Origin of the sequence: Pseudoxanthomonas suwonensis J47 (genome assembly GCF_000513955.1) — a bacterium.
GTDB lineage: Bacteria > Pseudomonadota > Gammaproteobacteria > Xanthomonadales > Xanthomonadaceae > Pseudoxanthomonas > Pseudoxanthomonas suwonensis_C.
Map to the genome: position 1 here is coordinate 47,628 of NZ_AZUZ01000027.1, position 14,436 is coordinate 62,063.

Annotated in this window: 14 protein-coding genes; 8 read left to right on the top strand and 6 right to left on the bottom strand. The window is 71.3% G+C overall.

Annotated features, from left to right (window positions below):
- Window positions 1-227: 227 nt before the first annotated feature.
- Complete coding sequence (gene xerD / locus M503_RS0108800; protein WP_028919840.1) at window positions 228-1,211, bottom strand: site-specific tyrosine recombinase XerD; 984 nt, start codon at window positions 1,209-1,211, stop codon at window positions 228-230.
- A 41-nt stretch (window positions 1,212-1,252) separates the two neighbouring features.
- Between xerD and M503_RS0108805 the strand changes: the two genes are divergently transcribed.
- Window positions 1,253-1,738: an RDD family protein gene (locus tag M503_RS0108805; RefSeq protein ID WP_028919839.1), complete on the top strand. Its 486-nt coding sequence runs from the start codon at window positions 1,253-1,255 to the stop codon at window positions 1,736-1,738.
- 7 nt (window positions 1,739-1,745) lie between these two features.
- On the opposite strand, the gene lptG is transcribed toward M503_RS0108805, so the two are convergent.
- On the bottom strand, window positions 1,746-2,906 hold the full coding sequence (lptG, locus tag M503_RS0108810) for an LPS export ABC transporter permease LptG (protein WP_197017201.1): 1,161 nt from the start codon (window positions 2,904-2,906) through the stop codon (window positions 1,746-1,748).
- A complete protein-coding gene (gene lptF / locus M503_RS0108815) occupies window positions 2,852-3,937 on the bottom strand; it encodes an LPS export ABC transporter permease LptF (RefSeq protein WP_028919837.1) in 1,086 nt (361 codons plus the stop codon). The genes lptG and lptF overlap by 55 nt, the downstream gene beginning before the upstream one ends.
- A gap of 121 nt (window positions 3,938-4,058) precedes the next feature.
- On the opposite strand from lptF, the gene M503_RS0108820 reads away from it, so the two are divergent.
- The 3 genes from M503_RS0108820 (at window position 4,059) to M503_RS0108830 (ending at window position 8,982) form a co-directional block, all read left to right on the top strand.
- Window positions 4,059-5,528 (top strand): leucyl aminopeptidase, encoded by a 1,470-nt coding sequence (locus M503_RS0108820; RefSeq protein ID WP_028919836.1) that lies wholly within the window; start codon window positions 4,059-4,061, stop codon window positions 5,526-5,528.
- A gap of 52 nt (window positions 5,529-5,580) precedes the next feature.
- Window positions 5,581-6,003 carry a DNA polymerase III subunit chi gene (locus M503_RS0108825; protein ID WP_028919835.1) on the top strand — a complete coding sequence of 141 codons (423 nt, stop codon included), beginning with the start codon at window positions 5,581-5,583 and terminating at the stop codon, window positions 6,001-6,003.
- Between the two features lie 132 nt (window positions 6,004-6,135).
- Complete coding sequence (locus M503_RS0108830) at window positions 6,136-8,982, top strand: valine--tRNA ligase (RefSeq protein ID WP_028919834.1); 2,847 nt, start codon at window positions 6,136-6,138, stop codon at window positions 8,980-8,982.
- A gap of 425 nt (window positions 8,983-9,407) precedes the next feature.
- Here M503_RS0108830 and rimI read toward each other — a convergent pair whose 3' ends face one another.
- Genes rimI through M503_RS0108845 form a run of 3 tightly spaced genes read right to left on the bottom strand, consistent with a single transcriptional unit; the run spans window position 9,408 to window position 11,151 of the window.
- On the bottom strand, window positions 9,408-9,911 hold the full coding sequence (gene rimI / locus M503_RS0108835) for a ribosomal protein S18-alanine N-acetyltransferase (protein WP_037060978.1): 504 nt from the start codon (window positions 9,909-9,911) through the stop codon (window positions 9,408-9,410).
- Complete coding sequence (locus M503_RS0108840) at window positions 9,908-10,378, bottom strand: hypothetical protein (RefSeq protein ID WP_028919832.1); 471 nt, start codon at window positions 10,376-10,378, stop codon at window positions 9,908-9,910. Before M503_RS0108840 ends, rimI begins: the two co-directional genes overlap by 4 nt.
- Window positions 10,375-11,151, bottom strand: coding sequence for a CDP-alcohol phosphatidyltransferase family protein (locus M503_RS0108845; RefSeq protein WP_028919831.1), 777 nt, complete (start codon window positions 11,149-11,151; stop codon window positions 10,375-10,377). Before M503_RS0108845 ends, M503_RS0108840 begins: the two co-directional genes overlap by 4 nt.
- A 108-nt stretch (window positions 11,152-11,259) precedes the next feature.
- Between M503_RS0108845 and M503_RS0108850 the strand changes: the two genes are divergently transcribed.
- The 4 genes from M503_RS0108850 (at window position 11,260) to M503_RS0108865 (ending at window position 14,310) form a co-directional block, all read left to right on the top strand.
- Window positions 11,260-11,640, top strand: coding sequence for a DUF4124 domain-containing protein (locus M503_RS0108850; protein WP_028919830.1), 381 nt, complete (start codon window positions 11,260-11,262; stop codon window positions 11,638-11,640).
- Complete coding sequence (locus M503_RS0108855; RefSeq protein ID WP_028919829.1) at window positions 11,640-11,915, top strand: DUF4124 domain-containing protein; 276 nt, start codon at window positions 11,640-11,642, stop codon at window positions 11,913-11,915. The genes M503_RS0108850 and M503_RS0108855 overlap by 1 nt, the downstream gene beginning before the upstream one ends.
- 105 nt (window positions 11,916-12,020) lie before the next feature.
- Window positions 12,021-13,718 (top strand): proline--tRNA ligase, encoded by a 1,698-nt coding sequence (locus tag M503_RS0108860; RefSeq protein WP_028919828.1) that lies wholly within the window; start codon window positions 12,021-12,023, stop codon window positions 13,716-13,718.
- Window positions 13,719-13,899: 181 nt separating this feature from the next.
- Window positions 13,900-14,310, top strand: coding sequence for an H-NS family nucleoid-associated regulatory protein (locus M503_RS0108865; RefSeq protein ID WP_028919827.1), 411 nt, complete (start codon window positions 13,900-13,902; stop codon window positions 14,308-14,310).
- Window positions 14,311-14,436: the final 126 nt, after the last annotated feature.

Consider the following 14,436-nt stretch of genomic DNA (forward strand, 5'->3'; position numbering starts at 1 on the left):
ATGCGGCCTGCGGCCTTATCCGGGCTGCAGGTCGCTTCGTCGCTCCGTCGATCGAAGCCACGATCCCGACGCGCCCGGGGACGCCGTACCCCGGTATCCGCGGCCGTGGCACATGGATGTGCCACGGCCGCGGAAGGACATGGATCCGAGCGGTGACCCGGATACCCGGGGTGCGGCGGCCCGGTCCGGAGCCCACGCTTTCCATGCCTTGGAAGAACGAACGCGGCTCAGCCCCGCGGATGGTGCCGGGCGTGGAGGGTCTGCAGGTGTTCGCGGGCGACCAGGGTGTAGATCTGGGTGGTGGAGAGGCTGGCGTGGCCTAGCAGCAATTGCAGCGCGCGCAGGTCGGCGCCGTGGTTGAGCAGGTGGGTTGCGAAGCTGTGGCGGATGCCGTGCGGGGTGACCGTGGACGGGTCGATGCCGGCCGCGGCGGCGTGGCGCTTGAGTGCCTGCCACCAGGCCTGGCGGGTCGGGGCGCGGCGCTCCGCGGTCAGGAACAGCGGCACGCTGCCGTAGGCGTCGGGCGGGACCGGCTTGCCGCCGGCCAGCTGGGGGCGGGCCTCGGCGAGGTAGCGCTCCAGCCAGTGCCGGGATTCCTCGCCCAGCGGCACCAGCCGCTCCTTGCTGCCCTTGCCGATCACCCGGACCACGCCCTGGCGCAGGTTCACCGCGTTGGCCGGCAGGTCGACCAGCTCGCTCACGCGCAGGCCGGCGGCGTACATCAGCTCGAGCATGGCGCGGTCGCGCAGGCCTTCGGGGGTGGACAGGTCGGGCGCGGCCAGCAGCGCCTCCACCTGCGATTCGGTCAGCGCCTTGGGCAGCGGCCGTGGCAGGCGCGGCGGCTCGATCAGCGCGGCCGGGTCGTCGGCGCGCGTGCCGGCGCGGACCAGGTGGGCGAAGAACGCGCGCAGGCTGGCGCGCAGGCGGGCGTTGCTGCGCGGCTTGTAGCCGTGCTCCGCGCGCCAGCGCAGGTAGTCGAACAGGCCGGCGCGATCGATCCGTACCAGGCCGCCGCCGGCGCCGTCGCGCCAGCGCGCCAGCTGCTCGAGGTCGCGACGGTAGGCGGCCTGGGTCTGCCGGGCCAGGCCGTGCTCGGCCCAGGCGGCCTCGATGAACCGTTCGATCTCCCGCGCATCCTCCTCGCGCAACGGCGGCAGGCTGCGGGCGAGGCGGCGGCGGTCGGCGGTGCTGTGGCTGTCGCGTTGGACCATGCTGCAAGGATAGCCGGCGCCAGCGGCTATCCTGTGCGCCGATGGAAGACACTGCCCCCGAATCCGCCGACACCTCCACCCGCCCGCGCACCCTGATCCTCTGGCGCCTGCTGTCGCTGTTCTACGACTTTTGGCCGTGCGCGGCGATGTGGATGCTGGTGTCGCTGCTGTTCAACCTCGGCTACACGGTCCTCGGCCACCACCCGGAGCGCGAGAACATCCCGCCGGGCAGCCTGCTGAGCTGGCTGCTGTTCCTGGCCTGCGTGGGCGTGACCGGCCTGTACGCGACCGGCAGCTGGCGCCGCGGCGGGCAGACCCTGGGCATGCGCCCGTGGCGGCTGAAGGTGGTCGCCGCCGATGGCGGCGTGCCGGGCTGGGGCGCGCTGTGGCTGCGCTACCTGGTCGGGGTGCTGTCGCTGCTGGCCGGCGGGCTGGGCTTCTGGTGGGCCTGGTTCGACCGGGGGCGCCTGGCCTGGCACGACCGCGCCAGCGGCACCCGCCTGGTCAGGCTGCCGAAGCGGCGCTGAGCCGTGCTCAGCCGGACTTGCGCCGGAACAGCCACCACGAGGTGGCCATCATCAGGATCGGCGGCAGCGCGTAGGCGATGCGGTAGTCGAAGCGGAACGCGCCGGCGAGCCGGCCGAACTGCATCTGCAGCAGCATGAAGCCCAGCGAGAACAGGATGCCGAGGAACAGGCGCTTGCCCATCCCGCCGCTGCGCAGGCTGCCGAAGGCGAACGGCACCGCGGCCAGGCACAGCGCCAGCACGTTCAGCGGGTAGAACCAGCGGCTCCAGTAGATGTCCTCGTACTCGCGCGCGTCGAGGTTGTTGCGCGTGCGGTAGTCGATGCTGGCGCGCAGGTCGGCGGCGGAGAGGTTGCGCGGCCGGGTCACGCCGGCGGCCAGCGCGGCCGGGTCCAGCTGCGAATCCCAGCGCTCTTCGGCCACCCGCTCCTCGCGGGCGCTGCCCGGGCTGAAGGCGAACTGGATCCGGCGCACGTCGCGCAGGCGCCAGCCCTCGCTGTCGTGCTCGGCCACGGCGGCGCGGGTCAGGGTCTGCAGGCCGCCCTCCGGGGCCAGCTGGTACAGGCGCACGTCGCGCAGCTCCAGGATGCGGTGGCCGTCGACCACCCGCTCGCGGCCGTCGATGGCGTTGAGGAAGGTGTCGCCCTCGCGCGCCCACAGGCCCGAGTAGCGGGCCATGGCCACGTTGTTGCTCTTGGCCGCCAGCTTGAGCTGGTCGGACTGGCGCTGGCCCCACGGCGCCAGGGTCTCGCCGTTGAGCACCATCAGCGCGGTCAGGATCACCAGCGCCGCGGCCACCGAGGCGCTGAGCCGGCGCCGCGACAGGCCCAGCGCGCGCAGCGCGGTCAGTTCCGAGGTCGCCGCCAGCTGGCCCAGGCCCATCAGCGAGCCGATCACCGCCGCGTAAGGGAAGATGACGTAGGCGCGGCGCGGCACGCTGTAGGCCACCACCGCCAGCGCGGTCGGGAAATCGTAGCTGCCCTTGCCGAGGTCGCCGACCTGGCCGGAGATGGCCATGACCACGTCGAAGCCCAGCAGTACCGCCCAGGTCAGCAGCACCGTGGCCAGCACCACCCGGCCGATATAGATGTCGTGGATGCGCGGGCGCAGGGCGATCATGCCGCGCTCCTCCGCGGCCGCGACACGCGGCCGTCGCGCAGGTACAGCCAGGCCGCCAGTGCCAGCAGCGGCAGGGTCAGCCACCACAGGCCGACCAGGCCCGGCAGCTCGCCTTCGGCCAGCATGCGGGTGCCGATGAACATCAGGTTCACGCACACCAGGTAGGCGAGGAAGCCCAGCATCAGCCGGCCGTAGCGCTGCTGCCGCGGCGAGCTGCGCCCCAGCGGCAGGGTCAGCAGGGCGAAGCCCAGGGCCAGCAGCGGCGGGGTCAGGCGGGCGTGGAGCTCGGCGATGGCCTCGGGCCGGCCGTCGCCGATCAGGTCCGGCGTCGGGGCCAGGGCCGGGTCGTCGCGGTCGCGGGTCTCGGCGCGGTCAGGCAGGGCCACCTCGTTGATGGCGTAGCGCATCAGGCGGAAGTCCAGGGCCCCGTCCAGCGGGCCTTCCAGGCGCTGGCCCTCGCGCAGCTGCAGGTAGCGGCTGCGCTCGCCCTCGAACTGCAGGTCGCCCTCGCGGGCGGTCATCACGTCGATCCGGCCTTCACGCTCGCGCTGCAGGAACACGCCGCGCAGGGTGGCCCCGTCCTCGGCCATGGCGTCGACGTAGACGATGCCGCCGTCGCTGGGCAGCGAGGTGAAGCGGCCCGGCTCCAGCCCGGCCACGATCAGGCTGCGGTTGGCCTGCTCGACCATCTGCGCCCCGGTGCGCTGGGCCCAGGGCCCCAGCCACAGCGAGCACACGCCCACCGCCAGGGCCACCGGCAGGGCGACCAGCAGCAGCGGGCGCAGCAGCCGGCGCGGCCCCACGCCCACGGCGTTCAGGACCGCCATCTCCGAATCCCGGTACAGCCGGGCCACCGAAAGCATCAGCCCCAGCATCAGCGCCAGCGGCAGGACCAGGGGCAGGTACACCAGCAGCTGCAGGCCCAGCTGGGACAGCAGCAGGCGCGCTGGCAGGCCGCCGTCGGCGATTTCGCCCAGCACGTCGACCAGGACGCCGCCGAGGCTCACCACCAGCAGGACGATCAGGGTCGCCAGGAAGCTCTGGAGGAAGTCGCCCAGCAGGTATCGGTCGAGCTTCGGCATCTGGCTGGGCAGTCCTATAAAATCCCGGATTCGCTTGTGGACACCCGGGCGGGCCCCGAGACGGGGCCGGGCCGAGGCGATCCGCGATTGTACCTGTCGCTTCGTTCCAGGAATCTGCTCAATGGCCCTGCAATTCACCCTGAACCGGGAAGCCGCCGCCGCGGCCGCCTTCGACTGCGTCGTGGTCGGCGCCTTTGCCGACAAGACGCTCACGCCCGCGGGCCAGGCGATCGACGCGGCCAGCGGTGGCCGCCTGCGCGCCCTGCTGGAGCGCGGCGACCTCAGCGGCCGCACCGGCCGCACCCTGGTCCTGCACGACCTGCCGGGCGTGGCCGCGCCGCGCGTGCTGGTGGTGGGCCTGGGCGAAGCCGGCAAGTTCGGCGTGCCGCAGTACCTCAAGGCCGTCGCCGACACGGTGCGCACGCTGAAGACCGGCCCGGTCGGCAAGGCGCTGCTGACCCTGAGCGAAGTCCCGGTCGCCGGCCGCGACGCCGCCTGGAACATCCGCCAGGCCGCGGTCGCCGCCGACCATGCCGCCTACCGCTACACCGCCACCCTGGGCAAGAAGAAGGACGAGCCGGGCCTGCGCGAGCTGGCCATCGCCGGCGAGGACGCCACCGCGCTGGCCCAGGGCGAGGCCATCGCCGCCGGCGTGGCCTTCACCCGCGAGCTGGGCAACCTGCCGCCGAACATCTGCAACCCCGCCTACCTGGCCGAACAGGCGCAGGCTTTCGCCGCCGCCCACGACGGCGCCGAGTGCGAGGTGCTGGACGAGCAGCAGATGGAAGCGCTAGGCATGGGCTCGCTGCTGGCCGTGGCCCGCGGCTCGGCCAACCGGCCGAAGCTGGTGGTACTGAAGTGGAACGGTGGCGGCAGCGCGAAACCCTACGTGCTGGTCGGCAAGGGCATCACCTTCGACACCGGCGGCGTCAACCTGAAGACCCAGGGCGGCATCGAGGAGATGAAGTACGACATGCTCGGCGCCGGCAGCGTCATGGGCACCTTCGTCGCCGCGGTGAAGATGAAGCTGCCGCTGAACCTGGTGGTGATCGCCCCGGCGGTGGAGAACGCGATCGACGGCAACAGCTACCGTCCGTCCGACGTGATCACCTCCATGTCCGGCAAGACCATCGAGGTCGGCAACACCGACGCCGAAGGCCGCCTGATCCTGTGCGACGCGCTGACCTACGCGCAGCGCTTCGAGCCGCAGGCGCTCATCGACGTCGCCACCCTGACCGGCGCCTGCATGGTCGCGCTGGGCAAGTTCGCCTCCGGCCTGATGAGCAAGCACGACGACCTGGCCCAGGAGCTGCTGGACGCCGGCGAACAGGTATTCGACCGCGCCTGGCGCCTGCCGCTGTGGGACGAGTACCAGACCCTGCTGGAATCCAGCTTCGCCGACGTCTACAACATCGGCGGCCGCTGGGGCGGCGCGATCACCGCCGGCTGCTTCCTCTCGCGCTTCACCGAGGGCCAGCGCTGGGCGCACCTGGACATCGCCGGTTCGGCCAGCGACGAAGGCAAGCGCGGCATGGCCACCGGCCGTCCGGTCGGCCTGCTGAGCCAGTGGCTGCTGGACCGGGCCGGCTGAGCGGCCGGGCCGGCCGCACTGCGCGCCGGCCCGCCCCGATCCCGGATAGCCCATGCCCCGCGCCGACTTCTACCTGATCGCCAAGCCGCGCTTCGCAGACCAGCCGCTGCTGCTGGTCTGCGAACTCGCCAAGCGCGCCTGCGCCGCCAACCAGTTCACCCTGATCCTGGCGCGCGACGCGGCCCAGGCCGAGGAGACCGACGACCTGCTGTGGTCGTTCGAGCCCGACGCCTTCATCCCGCACCAGATCGCCGGCGACGAGGAGGACGAGCTGACCCCGGTGCTGATCGTGCCGCCGGAGATCGAGGCGCCGCCGCGGCCGCTGGTGATCAACCTGCGCGACGAAGCCTGGCAGCAGCCCTGCGAGCGCGTGCTGGAAGTGGTGCCGGCCGACCCGGCCGCGCGCGGCCCGCTGCGCGCGCGCTGGAAGCAGTACCAGGCGATGGGCTTTGAACTGAACAAGCACGATATGTGAGAGGAGCCGTGATTCGGGATTGGTGATTGGTGATTCGAACAAGGCGACGGCAACACCGCCTGCACCTCATCCCGGACCGACGAAGCACTGCTCTTTCCAATCCCGAATCACGAATCACGAATCACGGCTCTTATGACTCTGCCCCCCGGCTACGAACCCAAGACCTTCGAATCGCGCCTGTACGCCGAATGGGAGGATAGCGGCTGCTTCAAGCCGTCCGGCCAGGGCGAGCCCTACTCGATCCTGCTGCCGCCGCCGAACGTCACCGGCACCCTGCACATGGGCCACGCCTTCCAGCACACGCTGATGGACGCGCTGGTCCGCTACCACCGCATGCGCGGCTACGACGTGCTGTGGCAGATGGGCACCGACCACGCCGGCATCGCCACCGAGATGGTGGTCAGCCGCAACCTGGCGCTGGAAGGCAACGGCGAGACCCGCGACTCGCTGGGCCGCGAAGGCTTCATCGCCAAGGTCTGGGAGTGGAAGGGCAAGTCCGGCGACACCATCGAGCGGCAGATGCGCCGCCTCGGCGCCTCCGGCGACTGGTCGCGCAGCACCTTCACCATGGATCCGCAGCCCTCGGCGGCGGTGATCGAGGCCTTCGTGCGCTGGTACGAGCAGGGCCTGATCTACCGCGGCCAGCGCCTGGTCAACTGGGACCCGGTGCTGAAGACCGCGATTTCCGACCTTGAAGTGGAGAACGTCGAGGAGGACGGCTTCCTCTGGTCGATCCGCTACCCGCTGGCCGACGGCGCGACCTACGAGCACGTCGAGCGCGACGCCGACGGCAACGAGGTCCTGCGCGAGGTCCGCGACTACCTGGTGGTCGCCACCACCCGCCCGGAAACCATGCTCGGCGATACCGCGGTGATGATCCATCCGGAAGATGCGCGCTACCCGGGCCTGATCGGCAAGGAAGTGGTGCTGCCGCTGACCGGCCGCCGCATCCCGGTGATCGGCGACGACTACGTCGACCGCGAGTTCGGCACCGGCGTGGTCAAGGTGACCCCGGCGCACGACTTCAACGACTACCAGGTCGGCGTGCGCCACGGCCTGCCGATGATCAACCTGTTCACTCCCGAAGCCGCGCTCAACGACAACGCGCCGGAGAAGTACCGCGGTTTGGACCGCTACGACGCACGCAAGGCGGTGCTGGCCGACCTCGAGGACCTGGGCCTGCTGGTCGAGACGAAGCCGCACAAGCTGCAGGTGCCGCGCGGCGACCGCACCGGCCAGGTGGTCGAGCCGTACCTGACCGACCAGTGGTTCGTGAAGATGGACGCGCTGGCCAGGCGTGGCCTCGAGCTGGTCGAGTCCGGCGAGGTGAAGTTCGTCCCGCCGAACTGGATCAACACCTACCGCCACTGGATGGAGAACATCCAGGACTGGTGCATCAGCCGCCAGCTGTGGTGGGGCCACCGAATCCCGGCGTGGTTCGACGAGGCCGGCAACTGTTACGTGGCGCGCTCGGAGGAAGAGGCGCAGGCCCAGGCCAATGCGCGCTGGATCGCCAACGGGGGCAGCGGGGCAGGCCCCGCCCTACGCCAGGACAGCGACGTGCTGGAAACCTGGTTCTCCTCGCAGCTGTGGCCGTTCTCGACCATGGGCTGGCCCGACGCGCAGGCGATGGCCGAACGCGGTTTCGACCGCTACCTGCCGTCGTCGGTTCTGGTCACCGGTTTCGACATCATCTTCTTCTGGGTGGCGCGCATGATCATGGCCACCGACAGCTTCACCGGGAAGGTGCCGTTCCGCGACGTCTACATCACCGGCCTGATCCGCGACGCGCAGGGCCAGAAGATGTCCAAGTCCAAGGGCAACGTGCTCGACCCGCTGGACATCATCGATGGCATCTCGCTGGAGGACCTGGTCGCCAAGCGCACCACCGGCCTGATGCAGCCGAAGCTGGCCGAGAAGATCGAGAAGGCGACGCGCAAGGAATTCCCCGAGGGCATCATCGCCCACGGCGCCGACGCGCTGCGCTTCACCATCGCCGCGCTGGCCGGCCACGGACGCGACATCAAGTTCGACCTCGGCCGCGCCGAGGGCTACAAGAACTTCTGCAACAAGCTGTGGAACGCCACCCGCTTCGTGCTGATGAACACCGACGGCGCCAGCTTCAGCGGCGCCCCGCAGCCGGTGACCGACGCCGAGAAGTGGATCCTGGCGCGCCTGGCCGCGGTCACCGCCGAAGCGCAGGAGCAGTTCGCCGCCTACCGCTTCGACCTGCTCGCGCAGGCGCTGTACGAGTTCGCCTGGAACGAGTTCTGCGACTGGTTCGTCGAACTGGCCAAGCCGGCGCTCAGCGGCGACGACGCCGCGGCCGCCGCCAGCACCCGCCACACCCTGCTGCACGTGCTGGAAGCGCTGCTGCGCCTGCTGCACCCGCTGGTGCCGTTCGTGACCGAGGAACTGTGGCGCCAGGTCGCCCCGCGCCTGGGCATCGACGGCAGGTCGATCTCGCTGCAGGCCTACCCGACCCCGGCCGATTTCGCCGCCCAGGACTACGCCGCCGCCGAAGCCGACATCGAATGGCTGAAGGCGATGGTCTCGGCCCTGCGCCGCGTGCGCAGCGAACTGGGCGTGTCGCCGGGCAAACCGGTGCGCCTGCTGCTGGTCGACGGCATCGACGCCGACCGCGCCCGCATCTCCCGCTTCGACTCGCAGCTGCGCTTCCTGCTGCGCCTGGAATCGATCGAGTGGCTGGACGGCGCGACCGCGCCTGCTTCGGCCGCCGCCGTGGTCGGCGAGCTGAAGCTGCTCGTCCCGCTGGAAGGCCTGGTCGACCTCGACGCCGAGCTCGCGCGCCTGGACAAGGAAATCGCCCGTATTGCCGCCGAGAAGGAAAAGAGCGAGGCCAAGCTGGGCAAGTTCAGCGACAAGGTCCCGCCGGCGGTGGTCGAACAGGAACGCCAGCGCCTCGCCGACTGGACCACCAAGCTCGCCGCCCTGACCGAGCAGCGCGCGCGGTTCTGAGCGCGTTCCTCAGGCCCCTCTCCCCCCGGGAGAGGGGTTGGGGAGAGGGCCGGTTCCCCGACGTGGTCCAGGCTCCCTACTCTCCCTGCCCCCGGATCCACGCCCCGGCCCGCATCCACGGGACGCGTGCGTTCGCCGGCATGCGCGCCAGTGGCGTGCAGACATGCCGTCTCACCCCGGAGGGAGAGGGGGGACACAGAACGAAGCCACGACCCGGAAGCACCGAAAGACGCGGTAGCGCGGGGGTATGCCGCAAGCAGCACATGGATGTGCTGCGTTCGCGCGTTGGAGCAGGACGCGGAACCGCGCGATGCGGCATACCCCTGCGCTGCCGCGGCTCCGTCCGGAGTCGACGCACCCAAACGCTGTTGCTGTTGCTGTTGCTGTTGCTGTTGCTGTTGCCGTTGCTGTTTTGCCCGCGGCCCTTAAAGCGGCGGCATCCGGTCCACGACGTCCGGCAGCAGCTCCTTGGCCATCACCAGCGCGTCCTCGCGGCCGTCCACCGCCGGGTAGTAGCGCGGACGGCGGCCGATCTCGTTGAAGCCCTCGCTGTGGTACAGCGCGATCGCCGCCGGATTGGACGGGCGCACTTCCAGGAAGATCCGCTGCGCCCCGCGGTCGCGGGCCGTGCGCAGCAACGCGCGCAGGATGTGCCGGCCCAGCCCGCGCGACTGCCGCTCCGGCGCCGTGCACAGGTTCAGCAGGTGCGCCTCGTCGGCGGCAATGCTCATCACCCCGTAGCCGGCCGGCGAATCGTCGTCCAGCGCCAGCAGCGCCGGATAGCCCGCCAGCAGGCAGTCGCGGAAGATGCCCCGCGTCCACGGGAACGGATAGGCCCGCTTCTCGATCGACATCACCGCGTCCAGGTCGCCCTCGCGCATCGCGCGCAGGCGCCAGGCACGCTCCGGCTCGCGCAGCGCCGCGCTCATGGCGACCGCCTGCGCAGCGCGCGCAGCTTCGGCCAGAACGCCCGCTTGGCCGCCGGATTGCCGCGCAGCTCGTCGACCGGCCATTCGGCCATGAGCGCTTGCGCGGCAGGATCCGCGGGATCCAGGCCCGATGCACGCAGCATCGCCAGCTGCAGCCGGTCCGGCAGGCGCGGCGGGCGACGCAGCGCCCCACGCACCGGCGCGGCGGGCGCGCTGTCCTGTTCCAATGCAGCCGGGGTTACCGGTGGCGGCGGCGCACGCCGCACCGGCGCCACGTCGCGTTCATGCCGGGAGCCGTCGACCGGGCTGTGCACCCGGGCCGGCACGCGCTCGGGCGCAGCCTCGGGCGCCTGCTCCGCTACGGCTTCCACCGCATCGTCCCCGTCGCCCAGGCGCAGCACGCTGTAGCCCAGCGCCTGCAGCCAGCGCCGCTGCTGCGGACTCCAGGCGGACGCGCCCGTGTTCACACCGCCGGCTCCGAGGGCCGCATGCGCTGCCACAGCGCCATGACCGGGCCGGACAGCGCATAGATCACGCCCACCGCCAGCAGCACCCGCGGCAGGTCGATCACCAGCAGGGCGATGGCCACCGGCACGATCAGCAGCGCCGCGAACGGCACCCGGTCGGCCCGGGCCCCGCCCTCGCCGCTGCCCTTGAAGCTCCAGTAGCGGATCCGGCTGACCATCAGCAGCGCCGCCACCAGGGTCACGCCCAGGGCGACGTAGCGCAGCTCCTCGCCGTTCCAGCCCAGCTCGCCGTCGGCGAAGGCCCAGACGAAGGACATCATCAGCCCGGCCGCCGCCGGGCTGGCCAGGCCGACGAACCAGCGCTTGTCGACGATGCCGACCTGGGTGTTGAAGCGGGCCAGGCGCAGTGCCGCGCAGGCCGCATAGAGGAAAGCGACCGCCCAGCCGACCCGGCCGAGCATCCCGCCGTCCAGCTTCAGCGCCGACAGCGACCAGTGGTACATCACCAGCGCCGGCGCCAGGCCGAAGCTGACCAGGTCGGCCAGCGAGTCGTACTGCACGCCGAATTCGCTGCTGGTGCCGGTCAGCCGCGCCACCCGCCCGTCCACGCCGTCGGCCAGGCCGGCGACGAACACCGCGATCGCGGCGGCGGTGAAGTGGCTGTTGGCGGCGGCGATGATCGCGTAAAAGCCCGCGAACAGCCCGCAGGTGGTGAACAGGTTCGGCAGCAGGTAGATGCCGCGCGAGCGCGGCGGGGGACGGTCGTGTTCCATCCCGCCAGTGTACGGGCCGGCCGCCCGCCTGCGAACCTCGACTTGCCAGTCCCGGGCCGGGGTGCTGCAATCGGCCCGTCCGTCACCCCGTCCACCGGAGACCTGCCGATGCGCTTCACCTCCCGGTCCTGCCTGCTCCTCCTGGCCCTCGGCCTCTGTGGCGTCGCTTCGGCGGCCAACGTCTACACCTGGAAGGACGCCAACGGCGTCACCCACTCCTCCGACCAGCCGCCGCCGGGCCGGGCCTACGAGACCCGCCGGATGGATGGCAGCGCCCCGGAGGTGGAAACCGTCTCGCAGGCCGACGAAGCCCCGAGCCCGCAGTGCCTGAGCGCCCGCCGGAACCTGTCCGTGCTCAGCAGCGCCGGCGCCGTGCAGCAGGACAGCGACGGCGACGGCAAGCCCGACCGCACCCTCGGCGACGACGAGCGCGCCGCGCAGAAGGAACTCGCCGAGGCCGCGGTCAAGGCCTACTGCAAGCAGGCCTGATGCGCGCCGCCTGGGCGATCCTCGCCGGGCTGGCCGTGGGGGGCGGCCTGGCCTGGTGGTTGACCCGCGGGGAGGCCGCGCCCTCCCCCGAAGCCCGCGAACGGGCCGAGAACGCTGCCGCCGAAGCGGCCGAGGACGCGCTGCGCCCGCTGTACCGCTGGCGCGACGACGCCGGCAACCTGCACATCACCGACACCCCGCCCCCGCCCGGCCGCGCCTACGAGCGCCTGGCCCGCGAGCCGGAGCCTGGGATCCGGGTCAAGACCGGCGGCTGAGTCCCGCGCGCCGGCTTGCGGCGCCCCGCATCGCGCGTTCCACCGGGCGGCCAGCGCCCGGTGCTGGCAGAATGTCCGGCTTCCCGCCACGAACCTGCCCCCGCGATGCGCCTGTCCCGCTTCCACCTGCACACCACCAAGGAAACCCCGGCCGACGCCGAACTGGTCAGCCACAAGCTGATGCTGCGCGCCGGCATGATCCGCAAGCTCGCCGCCGGCCTGTACACCTGGGCGCCGCTGGGCCTGCGCGTGCTGCGCAAGGTGGAGCGCGTGGTGCGCGAGGAAATGGACCGCGCCGGCGCGGTCGAGCTGCAGCTGCCGACCATCCAGCCGAAGGAGCTGTGGGAGGAAACCGGCCGCTGGGAGAAGTTCGGCGGCCAGCTGCTGAAGATCAGGGACCGCAAGGAAGCCGAGTACTGCTACAGCCCGACCGCGGAGGAAGCGATCACCGACTTCGCCCGCCAGGAGCTGAGCAGCTACAGGCAGCTGCCGGTCAACTTCTACCAGGTGCAGACCAAGTTCCGCGACGAGATCCGCCCGCGCTTCGGCGTGATGCGTTCGCGCGAGTTCCTGATGAAGGACGCCTATTCGTTCCACGTCACCGACGCCGACCTGGCGCGCGAGTACGAGAACATGAAGGCGGCCTACACCCGCATCTTCACCCGCCTGGGCCTGGAGTTCCGCGCCGTGCAGGCCGATTCCGGCGCGATCGGCGGCGACGCCTCGCAGGAATTCCACGTGCTGGCCGACTCGGGCGAGGACGCGCTGGCGTTTTCCACCGGCTCGGACTACGCGGCGAACGTCGAGGCCGCGCAGGCCGCCGCGCCGGCGCCGCGCCCGGCCGCCAGCGAGGACATGCGCAAGGTCGAGACGCCGGTCCAGAAGACCTGCGAGGACGTGGCCGCGCTGCTGGGCATCGCCCTGCAGCGCACGGTGAAGTCGGTCGCCGTGGTCGGCGAGGAAGGCTTCGTGCTGGCCCTGGTCCGTGGCGACCATTCGGTCAACGAGATCAAGCTGGCCAAGGTCGCCGGCGTGGGCGAATACCGCCCGGCCACCGAGGCGGAAATCCTCGAGCACCTGGGCAGCGAGCCGGGCTTCCTCGGCCCGGTCGGGCCGAAGCAGGCGATCCGCGTGGTCGCCGACCGCGAGGTCGCGGCGATGGCCGACTTCGTCGTCGGCGCCAACGAGGCCGGTTACCACCTGGCCGGCGTGAACTGGGGCCGCGACCTGCCCGAGGCCGACGTGGTCGCCGACATCCGCAACGTGGTCGAGGGCGACCGCGCCGCCGACGGCGGCGAGCTGCGCCTGGCCCGCGGCATCGAGGTCGGCCATGTGTTCCAGCTCGGCCGCAAGTATTCGCAGGCGATGGGTTTCACCGTGCTCGACGAAACCGGCAAGTCGATCGTCCCGGCGATGGGCTGCTACGGCATCGGCGTGTCGCGGATCGTGGCCGCGGCGATCGAGCAGAACCACGACGAGGCCGGCATCGTCTGGCCGGAGCCGATGGCGCCCTGGACCGTGGCCGTGTGCGTGATCAACCCGAAGAAGGACGCGGCGGTGGACGCGGCGGCGCAGTCGCTGCTGGACGAGCTGCTGGCCGCCGGCATCGACGCGGTGCTCGACGACCGTGGCCTGCGCCCGGGCGCGATGTTCGCCGACATCGAACTGATCGGCATCCCGCACCGGGTGGTGGTATCCGAGCGCGGGCTGGCCGCCGGCACCTTCGAATACCGCGCGCGCCGCGGCGGCGAAGCCGAGGCGCTGGAACGTTCGCAGCTGCTGGAGCGCCTGGCCGCGGCCTGAAGCCGGCCATGCAGACGCGGCCTTCACGCCGCGTCGGCGACAAAACGGGCCCAATAAGCGTCGCGTTTATCTCCGGATAATCGCGGCGTTTTTTCATGGCGGTTTGCCCGGATTATGTCGATGGATTATCCTCGGGCCAATCGTCCGTCCAGGACATAATCCCCCTGCTGGAGACCCCCCGATGACGATCGACCTCAGCTCTCTTTCCCCGAAGGAACTCGACTCGCTGATCGCCACCGCGAAGAAGCGCCAGGCGCTGCTCAACAAGCGCGCGCCGATCAACCAGGTCCGCAGCAAGCTGACCCGGCTGGCCAAGGCCGAGGGTTACACCATCGAGGAGCTGTTCGGTGGCGGTGGCGCGCGCAAGGCCGCCCCGGCCCGCGCCGGCCGCAAGCTGGGCAAGGTGCCGCCGAAGTACCGCAATCCGGAAAACCCGAAGGAAACCTGGACCGGCCGCGGCAAGCAGCCGCGCTGGCTCGCCGCCTATATCGCCAAGGGCCGCGACCTGGGCGAGTTCCTGATCCCGGGTACCGCCAGGCTGACGCCCAAGCCCGCCTCCGGCGGCCGCAAGCGCGTGGTCAAGAAGAAGTAATCGATCCGGGCGCCGCTGCGATGCGGCGCCCGCGGCAGCTCCTCCGACGGGCTTGATCCGGCCGCCAGCAACGCGCTCCGCTACAGGTTCTTGCGCGCCGGGATCAGCAGGTTGCCGAACAGCAGG

What these genes read in the sequence shown, in the direction of transcription:
- M503_RS0108850 (WP_028919830.1), top strand. Translation starts at nt 11,260, where the DNA reads ATGCGCTTCACCTCCCGGTCCTGCCTGCTCCTCCTGGCCCTCGGCCTC.
- xerD (WP_028919840.1), bottom strand. Translation starts at nt 1,211, where the DNA reads ATGGTCCAACGCGACAGCCACAGCACCGCCGACCGCCGCCGCCTCGCC.
- M503_RS0108825 (WP_028919835.1), top strand. Translation starts at nt 5,581, where the DNA reads ATGCCCCGCGCCGACTTCTACCTGATCGCCAAGCCGCGCTTCGCAGAC.
- rimI (WP_037060978.1), bottom strand. Translation starts at nt 9,911, where the DNA reads ATGAGCGCGGCGCTGCGCGAGCCGGAGCGTGCCTGGCGCCTGCGCGCG.
- lptF (WP_028919837.1), bottom strand. Translation starts at nt 3,937, where the DNA reads ATGCCGAAGCTCGACCGATACCTGCTGGGCGACTTCCTCCAGAGCTTC.
- M503_RS0108845 (WP_028919831.1), bottom strand. Translation starts at nt 11,151, where the DNA reads ATGGAACACGACCGTCCCCCGCCGCGCTCGCGCGGCATCTACCTGCTG.
- M503_RS0108865 (WP_028919827.1), top strand. Translation starts at nt 13,900, where the DNA reads ATGACGATCGACCTCAGCTCTCTTTCCCCGAAGGAACTCGACTCGCTG.
- M503_RS0108830 (WP_028919834.1), top strand. Translation starts at nt 6,136, where the DNA reads ATGACTCTGCCCCCCGGCTACGAACCCAAGACCTTCGAATCGCGCCTG.
- M503_RS0108855 (WP_028919829.1), top strand. Translation starts at nt 11,640, where the DNA reads ATGCGCGCCGCCTGGGCGATCCTCGCCGGGCTGGCCGTGGGGGGCGGC.
- M503_RS0108860 (WP_028919828.1), top strand. Translation starts at nt 12,021, where the DNA reads ATGCGCCTGTCCCGCTTCCACCTGCACACCACCAAGGAAACCCCGGCC.
- M503_RS0108805 (WP_028919839.1), top strand. Translation starts at nt 1,253, where the DNA reads ATGGAAGACACTGCCCCCGAATCCGCCGACACCTCCACCCGCCCGCGC.
- M503_RS0108820 (WP_028919836.1), top strand. Translation starts at nt 4,059, where the DNA reads ATGGCCCTGCAATTCACCCTGAACCGGGAAGCCGCCGCCGCGGCCGCC.